Annotated in this window: 10 protein-coding genes; 3 read left to right on the forward strand and 7 right to left on the reverse strand. The window is 63.5% G+C overall.

Annotation, left to right across the window (positions count from 1 at the left end; genetic code table 11):
• Positions 1-241: 241 nt before the first annotated feature.
• Complete coding sequence (locus DDF70_RS33720) at positions 242-1,405, reverse strand: IS110 family RNA-guided transposase (protein ID WP_114944612.1); 1,164 nt, start codon at positions 1,403-1,405, stop codon at positions 242-244.
• Positions 1,406-1,824: 419 nt separating this feature from the next.
• Here DDF70_RS33720 and aat point away from each other — a divergent pair, with 419 nt between their 5' ends.
• Positions 1,825-2,499: a leucyl/phenylalanyl-tRNA--protein transferase gene (gene aat / locus DDF70_RS33725; protein ID WP_114948939.1), complete on the forward strand. Its 675-nt coding sequence runs from the start codon at positions 1,825-1,827 to the stop codon at positions 2,497-2,499.
• A gap of 3 nt (positions 2,500-2,502) precedes the next feature.
• On the opposite strand, the gene DDF70_RS33730 is transcribed toward aat, so the two are convergent.
• Positions 2,503-3,114: a DUF2155 domain-containing protein gene (locus DDF70_RS33730; protein ID WP_114948940.1), complete on the reverse strand. Its 612-nt coding sequence runs from the start codon at positions 3,112-3,114 to the stop codon at positions 2,503-2,505.
• 237 nt (positions 3,115-3,351) lie between these two features.
• Here DDF70_RS33730 and DDF70_RS33735 point away from each other — a divergent pair, with 237 nt between their 5' ends.
• Positions 3,352-4,353, forward strand: a complete 1,002-nt coding sequence (locus tag DDF70_RS33735) for an SDR family oxidoreductase (protein ID WP_425374144.1) — start codon at positions 3,352-3,354, stop codon at positions 4,351-4,353.
• A gap of 63 nt (positions 4,354-4,416) precedes the next feature.
• Here DDF70_RS33735 and DDF70_RS33740 read toward each other — a convergent pair whose 3' ends face one another.
• Together DDF70_RS33740 and DDF70_RS33745 are read right to left on the reverse strand one after the other, a co-directional pair.
• Positions 4,417-5,409: a bile acid:sodium symporter family protein gene (locus tag DDF70_RS33740; RefSeq protein ID WP_114948941.1), complete on the reverse strand. Its 993-nt coding sequence runs from the start codon at positions 5,407-5,409 to the stop codon at positions 4,417-4,419.
• A gap of 175 nt (positions 5,410-5,584) precedes the next feature.
• On the reverse strand, positions 5,585-5,740 hold the full coding sequence (locus DDF70_RS33745; protein ID WP_114948942.1) for a DUF1127 domain-containing protein: 156 nt from the start codon (positions 5,738-5,740) through the stop codon (positions 5,585-5,587).
• 233 nt (positions 5,741-5,973) lie between these two features.
• Here DDF70_RS33745 and DDF70_RS33750 point away from each other — a divergent pair, with 233 nt between their 5' ends.
• The gene (locus DDF70_RS33750; RefSeq protein WP_114948946.1) at positions 5,974-6,591 is read left to right on the forward strand and encodes a hypothetical protein; all 618 of its coding nucleotides are present in this window, start codon (positions 5,974-5,976) and stop codon (positions 6,589-6,591) included.
• Between the two features lie 172 nt (positions 6,592-6,763).
• Here DDF70_RS33750 and DDF70_RS33755 read toward each other — a convergent pair whose 3' ends face one another.
• The 3 genes from DDF70_RS33755 to DDF70_RS33765 form a co-directional block, all read right to left on the reverse strand.
• Entirely contained in the window at positions 6,764-7,177 is a 414-nt protein-coding gene (locus DDF70_RS33755; protein WP_114948943.1) for an NADH:ubiquinone oxidoreductase subunit NDUFA12, read from the reverse strand.
• A gap of 270 nt (positions 7,178-7,447) precedes the next feature.
• Positions 7,448-9,505: a calcium-binding protein gene (locus DDF70_RS33760; RefSeq protein WP_114948944.1), complete on the reverse strand. Its 2,058-nt coding sequence runs from the start codon at positions 9,503-9,505 to the stop codon at positions 7,448-7,450.
• Between the two features lie 375 nt (positions 9,506-9,880).
• The coding region (locus DDF70_RS33765) for a calcium-binding protein (RefSeq protein ID WP_162820869.1) at positions 9,881-10,562 on the reverse strand (682 nt) is incomplete at its 5' end.

The following is a 10,562-nucleotide window of genomic DNA, read 5'->3' on the forward strand; positions in this document are numbered from 1 at the left end:
ACATCCAAGGTCTGAGCCCGTTGCATGATCTGGCCCGTGTCCAGCGCCAGCTCCCACTCACATCCGGTCGCTGCGCGCACGCAGCCGCACCATCATCCCGCTTGCAGCGGACGAGGGCTCAGGCGACGGGACCCTTCTGTAGTGCGGCATGCCAAGCCCTATTGCACATCGGTCCGTCCTCCTGGATCCGCCGGACCTGATCAGGGTCCAGCGAAGCACATCCACTCAGTCGTGCCGTGCCTTACGCAGACCTCATCACGGCACCCTCGATGATCACCCCAGCGGTCACATACTTCCACAGCGCGACGAGAAGTTTGCGGGCCAGCGCCACGATCATCGGCTTCTTCAGGCGCCCGCCGTTGCGCCGGACACGCTCCTGGAACCACTGGCTCAGGGCTGAGGCGGGCTGATGGCGCAGCCACAACCAGGCGAGCTGGATCATGGTGGTGCGCAGGCGTGGGTTGCCGGCCTTCGACACGCCTTGCTCGCGATCAATCGATCCGCTCTTCCAGGGGGTGGGGGCCAGGCCCGCATAGGCCGCCACCTGCCGGCGATTGGCGAAGGTGCGGAACAGGCCCTCCGCCCACAGAACAGCGGCGGCTTCCTGACCGATGCCTTTCAGGGGAAGCAGTCGCCCCGGTGGCACGGCGCCGGCCTCCTCATGGGCAGAGGCAAGCAGCTGGTCCCGCTCGGCTTCCACCGCCTTGATCTGTTCCAGCAGCAGCTCCAGCCGATCGAGTTCGCGGCTGATCTGGGTCTTCAGGTGCACTGGCAGCGGCCGGCCATCACCGGTCGTGAGCGCCTCGAGCCGTGTTCTGCGGTCGCGGTGCAGGGGCTCATAGTCGCCGATCCCCTGCGCGAACAGCAGGCCCTTGATCCGGTTGACGTGCTGAACGCGCTCGGCCGTGAGCGTCTTGCGCTCGCGGCTGATGCGGCGCCGATCCTCCTGCTCAGGCGTGGGAGCCCGGACCATCGCACACACCCGCGGCTCCCCACGCTTGTAGGCCAGCAGCGTGCGCACCAGGGCCTCGCCGTCGATCTTGTCGGTCTTGGCCCGCCGGCAGCGGCGCGAGACCGCAATCGAGGCGGGATCGACCACATGGCTCTCGATCCCCTCGCTCTCCAGCACGCGATGGATCCAGAACCCATCCAGACCCGCCTCCTGGATGACAATGATCGGAAATAGCTGACCGGTTCGAGTGCGCGCTTTCTCCTGCAACTGAGCAAGCCGCGTCAGCAGGCCGGCCACATCGCCGCCGCGCACGCTGTGCTTGGACATTGTCTCCCCGGCCCCGGGCGACAGGGACGTGATCAGCCAGACCGAACGACTGAGTTCCAGTGAGACGAAGATTGCGCCAAGATGGGTGCGGATAGCGGTTTGCTCAAATCGGGGCTCAACGGACATCGGTTGGTCTCCAGCGTGAGTGGATATCGCAACCTCACTCTGCCAGAGAGTGGACCGCTATCCACCCCCATAGGATCTGTAGTCGGCAACCCGGCGACGGTCGTCAAATTTCGTTTCGGGGAGCCTCTGATCGAGCGGCTCCTGCAAAGCGAATGGTGGGTTTACGACCTACCCCTGTATCTTGAGCAACAGCCGGGCGCTCCGCTCAACGAACCGGAAAAGATGCTCGATCTTCTCGACCGGAAAGGCGCCGACATTCCCCGCATCGATCCCAGTCGGAAGACCTACTCACGCCGGAACAACAAATTTGTCATCCGGAGAGCCGCGGCAGCAGCGATCTGAATTCACTTACCGACGTTGTCACTTCAGATCCTGCCCGCAAATGGACGGCATTGTCGTTCCTTGATACAAAACCAAGCATGAGCCATGCGTCTGACCACGCGATCGAAATTACCCCCGACATCCTGCTGAAGGCCTATGCGGCTGGCATCTTTCCCATGGCAGAGGATGCGGACGATCCTTCCCTTTTCTGGGTCGAGCCCCGTGAGCGGGGCATCATTCCCCTCGATAATTTCCACATCTCGAAGCGCCTTGCACGCACCGTCCGCTCGGATCAGTTCGAGATCCGCGTCGACCAGGACTTCGACGGGGTCATCGCCGGCTGCGCCGCTCCCGGTGCGGACCGGGAGAAGACCTGGATCAGCCGGCGCATCCGCGAGCTCTATGGCGAACTCTTCGATGCGGGATACTGCCATACGGTGGAGGTCTACCGGGACAACCGCCTCGTCGGCGGTCTCTATGGGGTGCGGCTCAACGGGGCCTTCTTCGGCGAGAGCATGTTCCACACGGAACGGGACGCCTCGAAGGTCGCGCTGGTGCATCTGGTGGCGCGCCTGCGCCGCGGCGGGTTCTCGCTCCTGGATACCCAGTTCGTGACCTCGCATCTGGCGCAGTTCGGCGCCGTGGAGGTGCCCAGACGCACCTACAAGCAGATGCTGCGCAACGCCATGGACCATGGCGCAAACTGGGATTCGTGGCCGCCCGGCAAGAATGTCAGCGGCGAGGAGGTCCTCGCTGCCCTTCATGCCGAGTAGAATTCAGCGGTCCGTGTTGATGATCGGCGCGGCAGGAGCCTGGCGTCGCACGGGCTGCCTCGGCTGAGGCTCCGACTGACGCAGGGGCGCCGTCTGGACGGCCGGTGGACGTGGGGCTGTGGCACCGGCGGGCGCCATGATGTCGCCCGGTCGTCCGGCATCGTTCGGCGCACGGGCGGAATCCTGGATCGGCGGAAGTTCCTCCGGCGTCTCCTTGGGCTCCGCGATGACTTCCGTGCCGCCTTTGCAATCCACGAGCCAGATATCGTAAACCGGGTGCTCGAGCCCGTGCAGGCCCGGGCTTGCGGCAAAGAGCCAGCCGGAGAAAACCCGCTTGTTCTTTCCGTCAGGGCCCGGCTCGTCCACCTCGATGAACGAGGTGGTGTTCGGCGTCTCCGTCGGAGGCTTGGTGAAGCAGACCCGTGGCGTCATCTGCAGGGCGCCGAACTGGACGGTCTCGTCGATCCCGACCTCGAACGACACGATGCGCCCGGTGATCTTGTCGAGGCCCGAGAAGACGGCCGTGGGATTCTTGATCCGATCCGCCTGAACCGCGCCCGCTGCGCCGATTACCCCTGCGAGCACGACAGCCGCCCGCGTCCATCCGAGTTTCATCATATCATCCAAGCCAGGTCCGATTGGGTGGTTCTTGTCCGGTCTGCCCGGTCGTACCCCTTATCCCGGCAACGCGATAACACGCGAACCATGATGGAAAAAGGGCAAGCGGGAAAAGAGCCCACCGGATCGACGCGAAGCCTGGGTATTCCCCTTCACGACAACGTCAAAGAAATTTCTGAACCTCCGGTCGCGCCACCGGTTAACCGGCCTCTATCGATGACGGGAGGCTGGCACATGGACATGAGCGACGGCAACGGGATCTCACGGCGGGGCATGATGGGGGGAGCAGCGGCAGGTCTCGCGACGGTAGCGGCGGCAGGTCCCGCCTCGTCCCAGACGGCCGCCAGCGGCGGAGTCGCCAAGGACGATCCGACGACGAAATACCCCAAGCCGCCGTTCCGCTCGCAATCCCAGCCTTGGCCCGGCCTTGCCGGCCAGATGGATCCGCGTCCCGACCATGGCGAAGCGAGCTACAAGGGATCCGGGCGTTTGCGCGGCCGGAAGGCCCTGATCACGGGCGGCGATTCCGGCATGGGCCGGGCGGCCGCCATCGCCTTCGCCCGTGAAGGCGCCGACGTGGCCATCAGCTATCACCCGGACGAGGAGCCCGACGCGCGGGAGGTCATCGACCTGATCAAGAAGGAGGGCCGGATCGCCGTGGCCCTTCCGGGCGACATTCGCGATGAGGCCCTGTGCGCCCGCATCGTGGCGGATGCCGTGCAGCAGCTCGGAGGCCTCGACATCCTGGTCAACAACGCCGCCCGCCAGCAGCAGCGGCAGGCGCTCCTCGACATCACGTCGGAGGATTTCGACGCGACCTTCAAGACCAACATCTATGCCATGTTCTGGCTCACCAAGGCGGCCCTGCCGCATTTGACCCCGGGCTCGGCGATCATCCAGACGACCTCGGAACAGGCTTATGACCCGTCGGAGAACCTGGTCGACTACGCCATGACCAAGGCGGCAATGATGAATTTCACCAAGTCCATGGCGAAGCAGCTCGGCCCTAAGGGGATCCGCGTCAACGGCGTCGCCCCGGGTCCGATCTGGACCCCGCTCCAAGTCAGCGGCGGCGCGACTCAGGAGAAGCTGCAGCAGTTCGGCGGCGATACGCCCCTAGGTCGTCCCGGCCAACCGGCCGAGCTCGCCTCGATCTATGTCCAGCTCGCTGCGGCCGATGCGAGCTATGCGACGGGGCAGATCTACGGCGCAGCGGGCGGCGGCGGCCAGCCGTAGTCATCCACCGCGCACTGCTTCTCAGGCTGCGGCCTGAGGACCCATGCGCGGATCGGCGCTGAACTAGACGGGTTTCGCCTCCTCCGGGACGGCAGACGCCTTCGCGCTGCTTGCGAAGCGACGCGCCAGGACGGCGCAGGTCATGAGCTGGATCTGGTGGAAGATCATGAGCGGCAGCACGATGGACCCGACATCCTGCCCGGCGAAGATCACGTTCGCCATCGGGGCGCCCGAGGCGAGGCTCTTCTTGGAGCCGCAGAAGGTGATGGTGATCCGGTCGGCGCGATTGAAGCCGAACCAGCCGCTCACATAGAACGTGAAACACAGCACGGCCACCAGCAGCACGATGTCGACCACGACGACGGCGATGAGATCCGTGGCCGAGAGCTTGTGCCAGAGCCCCTCGATCACCGCCTCGCTGAAGGCTCCATAGACGACCATCAAGATGGAGCCGCGATCGACGAACTGCGTGAGCGTCCTGTGCCGGCTGAGCCACCTCCCGAGGAAGGGTTGAAGCACCTGACCGAGGATGAAGGGGGCGAGAAGCTGCAGCAGGATTCCTTCGAGCGCTCCCAGGGAGAAGCCCCCACCGCCTTTTGTATGGAACAGCAGCCCGACGAGAAGCGGGGTCAGGAACATCCCGAGGATGTTCGATGCCGAGGCCGAGCAGATGGCAGCCGGCACATTGCCCTCCGCAATCGACGTGAAGGCAATCGACGACTGAACGGTGGACGGCAAAACGCACAGGAACAGGATGCCCGTGGCCAGCGCCGGGGTCATCAGGTTCGGCACGGCCAGGACGATGAGACCGAGAATCGGGAAGACCACGAAGGTGGTGACCAGCACGAAGAGGTGCAGCCGCCAATGGATCATGCCGGCGATCACCACGTCGCGCGACAGGCGCGCGCCATGGAGAAAGAACAGCAGGGCAATCGCGAGATTGGTCGCGACCGAGAACACCTCCGCCGGCTCGCCGCCGATGGGAAGAATCGATGCAAGCACGACCATGCCGAAGATGGCGATCGTGTACCATTCCCGTGAGATGAGAGAAGCCATGGTTACCTTCGTTATGGTTGACGCCTCAGCCGACGTTTTGTGCCCTGCCCTATGCCTGAAGCTCCAGGAACCTGTTCATCTCCGGCCCGGCCTCGACGGCTTGCCTGAAGACAACTCTCAAAAGCGAACGCCCGCCGAGGGCGGGCGTTCGCTGCGAAAACCTGCGTCGTGCCGCTTACGCGAAGGTCGCCTTACGGGCGACACGGGCAATGTCGTAGCGGGCGATGCCGAGATCGGCTAGATCACGGTCGGAGAGCTGCGCCAGCTCGCGGACGGTTGTGCGATACAGGTAGTAGCTGCGAATCTTCGAAAGAATGTAGGAAACGAACATGGAAAGCCCCAGCAGTGGACCGGTCCTCGTGACCGGTTGTCTTTGCTCTTGTTGCGGTGCGGATATACGGACGCGACCCCGCCTTGAGGAGCCAAAAGAACTGAGGTCCGTTATGCCCTGACGGCATAACGCTGAGACGGATCTGGCCTTTTCCCACGCCTGCACAAGGCGGCCATTGATTTCGGAGCCGATGGGTTAAGCTCCGACGACAGATGAATCGGAAGCGCATTCGCATGAACGAAACGGGTCTAAGGAGCGACGAGGCACGGTGGCGCTTGGGCTTCCTGTCGCTGGAGGATACAGCCGCCCTCGGCCGGCGCGGCATCCTGCTGCCGGATCCAGGTTCCGTTCTGGTCTCGCCCGGTGTTCAGCTGGAGGAAGGCGTGGTGCTCTGGCCCAACGTCATTCTCCAGATTTCTTCCCAAGGACACATCGCCATCGGCCACGGGACGAACGTTTTCCCCGGGACCCGGATCGTTGCACCGGCCGGGTCGGTCACCATAGGCGCGGGCGCCGAGATCGGGGAAGAAGGCGGTTTCACGATCAAGGCCGGCGCCGGCGACACCATCGCCATCGGGGACGGGGCCAGGCTCCTCGGCGGCGGATCCCTCACGATGTCGAACCGAGTCGGACGAGGAGCCCAGATCCTCGGCCCCATCCGGTGCCAGAACTGCACCTTGGGCGACGGCGGGACCTATCGCGATCCCGAGCCGGATGAGCGGGGCGGCGTCCTGAAAGGTTCAGGCGTGGCCCGCAAGATCGAGGTCCCGCAGGGTCACGTGATCCAGGCGTTCGGCCTTTTCTCCGAAGCCGTCATGCGGCGGCAATCCTATTTCCATCCGAAGGACTGAGTTCAGGTTCCGGTTGTGCCCTGCCCCCCAGCTTGAGAAGCGCCCCTGCGTCCTCACGGGCCCAGTGCCGGTCATCTCCGCCGGAATGCGCGCAACGCCTTCTGAATCGAGATGGCCGGAACAGGCCCGGCCATGATGTCGAAGGTATCGAAGGAACCCTTGAGGCCTGGCCCTATTCTCCCGGCGTCCAGGGCACGTAATCGCCGGTGGCGGCGGGGCGCTGCCCGAGAGACAGGCTCGAGCCCTGCGGACGATAAGCCTGGGCCGTTCCGGTGAGATTGGGCACGTAAGCCTTCTCCCAGGAATGCGGCTTGTAGTTCTCCTCGCTCGGAGGCACGTCGCCGTTATGGCACAGCCAGGCGCGCCAGCCGGGCGGCACCTTCGAGGCATCGGCATAGCCATTATAGACGACCCAGCGGCGCTCGGCGCCCACATTCGAGTCGATGGCCTGGGGCTGCGTGTAGCGGTAGTAGCGGTTGCCGAACTCGTCCTCACCCACGAACTGCCCCTTGCGCCACGTGAAATACCGCGTGCCGAGGGTCTGTCCGTTCCACCAGGTGAAGAATTGGGTCCAAAAGTGTTTCATCGCTGCTGCCTAGGGGAGCCAAAGTTGCGCGGAATATGGCGTCTGAGTCCGAAGAAGTCGAGCATAAAGATGTCCGGCCGCCTGTGAGCGTACCGGTGTCGGTGCGCCCCAGCAGACAGGACTTCCTCCCCGTCCTGCGCTCCGTAGCGACACCCGCCCCTCCGGCGTCTGGACGTGGCAGCGGCCTGATCCGAAATCTGTCCTGAACGCAGAACGGCCGGTCGTGGGACCGGCCCTTCCGTTGTCGTGCTGGACGACTGCGTTGTGCGCTCAGATCAGGACGAAGTTGCCTGACGTCAGCGTCAGACCGGCCGTCAGGTGCGCGAACTTGACCTGCGCCACTCCGCCGGCACCGTCTGCGTCATAGAACAAGTTACCGGTCGTATCGTCGTAAACGATCTGCGCACCGCCGGGCCCGGCCCCTTGCCCCACGGCCACCCACACCGAAGAACCGAAGCCGCCGAAGATGCTGCGGCTCAATGCTATGGTGTCTTCCGATACGCTGAAGTCGTAGATCAAATCGTCATTGTCTGGGCCAAGAGCCGCATCGAACACAAAGGTGTCCCGTCCCTGGTCACCCGTGAGTACGTCAATGCCGGCGCCGCCAACCAAGCGATCGTCACCGGCTCCGCCCGTAAGCAGGTCCCATCCGTTGCCGCCCTCGATCCAGTCGTTGCCCTCTTGGCCATGCAAGGCGTCGTCTCCATCCGCGCCGGCTAGGATGTCGTCCCCGCTCCAGCCCAACATTTCGTTGTCTCCGGAACTGCCATAGATCGTATCCCGGCCCGAACCGCCGATCACGTTCTCGAAGTTGCTGATCCGGTCGCCCTCAGCCTCGCCATGGAAAGCCGAGCTGGTGCGCAGGTCGATATAAACGCCCGCCGTATCGGCACGGTAGTCGAGCCAGTCGCTGCCATCGCCGCCGTCCAGTGTATCGGCACCCGCACCGCCCTGAATGACGTCATTGCCGGCCTCGCCCCTGACAATATCGTTACCGTCATCGCCGTAGAGATAATCGAACCCGTTGCCGCCCCAGATGGTGTCGTGGCCACCGGCACCGGCAATGATGTCGTTGCCAACTGATCCATCCAGCTCGTTGGCATCATGGCTGCCGTAGATCGTGTCGTTGCCCGATCCGCCAGTAACGTTCTCGAAATTGCTGATTCGATCACCCTCGGCGTCACCATATAGGGCGGTATTGGTGCGCACATCGATGTACACGCCGGCTTCGCTTGCGATGTAGCTGAGCGTGTCGATTCCATCGCCGCCATCCAGCGTGTCTGCACCCTCACCGCCTATGATCAGATCGTTGCCGGCATCGCCGTAAAGGGCATCATTGCCCGCATTACCCGAGATGGAGTCGTCCCCGCCTGCACCTGCGATGATGTCCTTTCCGTTCCCGCCCCAGATCATATTGGCATCATGGCTGCCATAGATCGTGTCATGGCCCGATCCGCCAATGACGTTCTCGAAGTTGCGGATCACGTCACCGGCCGCCTGACCATAGAAGGCCGAGTTGGTGCGCACGTCGATGTACACGCCGGTGGTGTCTTCGCGGTAGTCGAGTGTATCGATACCATCGCCGCCGTCCATCGTGTCGGCGCCTGCGCCACCCTGAATGGTATCGTTGCCGCCATAGCCATAGATGATGTCGTTACCATCCCCGCCTAATAGAAAATCAGAACCGGAAGCGCCGTAGGTCGTGTCATTGCCCGACGACCCGAAGGTCATGCGAACCGTGAAGCTCGACACCTCGCCTGTGGAGTTTCCACCCACGGAGTCTTCATCGGCAGGAGGGGCTTCGACTTCGTCCGCATAAAGGACGAGATTGACTGGGTGGACGTGTCCATCCGAGAAATGATCGCCATAGGTCTCATAAAGCCAATACTGCGGCTCGTAGCGAGACTCGTAAGACCTACCATAGAACGACTCGTAGAAGTCATACCTCGCTAGCCACGCGTCGATGTCATATTTGAGACTATCGAACGTACCTACCATAGAACCGAATACACTGGTTTCATCGCCCTGTCTCAACCGTGGCGCGTAAATCTGGATATCGATATAAATGAGGTTCCCGTTTTCATCCGTTTCGCCGCCATTAATGCCGTGACTTCCGCTTTCACAATAATCCTGCGTTCCAGGAGCGGTCTGTGTATCAATCGATTGGTCGGAAGAATGTGTTACGATCGGATACGAAGAACCCGTTCCCGAGCCGCCGGTGACGTTTCCCGTGATCGTACCGCTCGTACCGGTTCCTCCGTACTGGATGCCCCCACCACCGCTGTTGTTGAAGAAGGCGTCAAGTGCCTGCTCAATGCTGAAGGTCATGAACCGTTATCCCTTACGTTCGACGCGGCGCCTCAGGCTCTGGGAAGTTCCGACCACGAGGCTTCAATATTAAATGTTATAACTTTTCATATGAGATTCTAGCGTAGCCAAGTTGCAGCGTCAGAACCCTATCGAGCCTTAGGGTTGCGCGGGGTGCTCCAACCTGCATTGGCTTTATCCACCCCGCTAGCTAAGACATTCTGTGCGCTGTCCATTTGCCATTCGCCTATTGAGGCTGACTGCATCGGCCAGCTTGCCCCAACAACCGTCCGCCCCCCGACCGGGAACCGGCCTGAGCCGCTCGAGCTTCCTCTTGAACGCAGAAGGGCCGGTCTCCCGACCGGCCCTTCCGTTGTTGCCTTAGGGATCGCTGGCTCAGAGCAGGACGAAGTTGGCCGCCGTCAGCGCCAGCCCGGCAGCGAGCTGGGCGAACTTCACCTGCGCGGCCGGGCTTGCGCCATCCGGATCGTAGAACAGCGCGCCGGTCGCGCTGTCGTACACGACCTGCGCCGCGTTGTTGGCCGTCGCCGCCGTCCCGATCACCAGCGACACCGACGCGCCGAAGCCGCCGAACACGCTCCGGCTCAGCCCGATCCAGTCCTCCGCCACGGCGAAGTCGGCGATCCGGTCGACGTTGCTCGTGGCATTCAGCGCGCTCTCGAACACGAAGGTGTCGCGCCCCGCCTCGCCGTGCAGCACGTCGTTGCCCGCGCCGCCGACCAGGCGGTCGTCGCCGGCGCCGCCCGCGACGAGATCGTCGCCGCTGCCGCCCTCGAGCCAGTCGTTGCCGGCGCCGCCCCACAGGGTGTCATGGCCATCCGCCCCGGCCAGGATGTCGTTGCCGCCCTGGCCGTTGAGCTCGTTGGCCTCGGCCGAGCCGTAGACCGTGTCGTTCCCTGAGCCGCCGAGCACGTTCTCGAAGCCGCTGATCACGTCGCCCGCCGCCTGGCCGGCCGTATAGCCGGTGCGCAGGTCGACGAGAGCCCCGTCCGCGCCGCCATAGACCAGCGTGTCGGTGCCATCGCCGCCGCTCAGCGTGTCGGCACCCGCGCCGCCG

The organism is Microvirga calopogonii, assembly GCF_003347665.1.
Lineage (GTDB): Bacteria > Pseudomonadota > Alphaproteobacteria > Rhizobiales > Beijerinckiaceae > Microvirga > Microvirga calopogonii.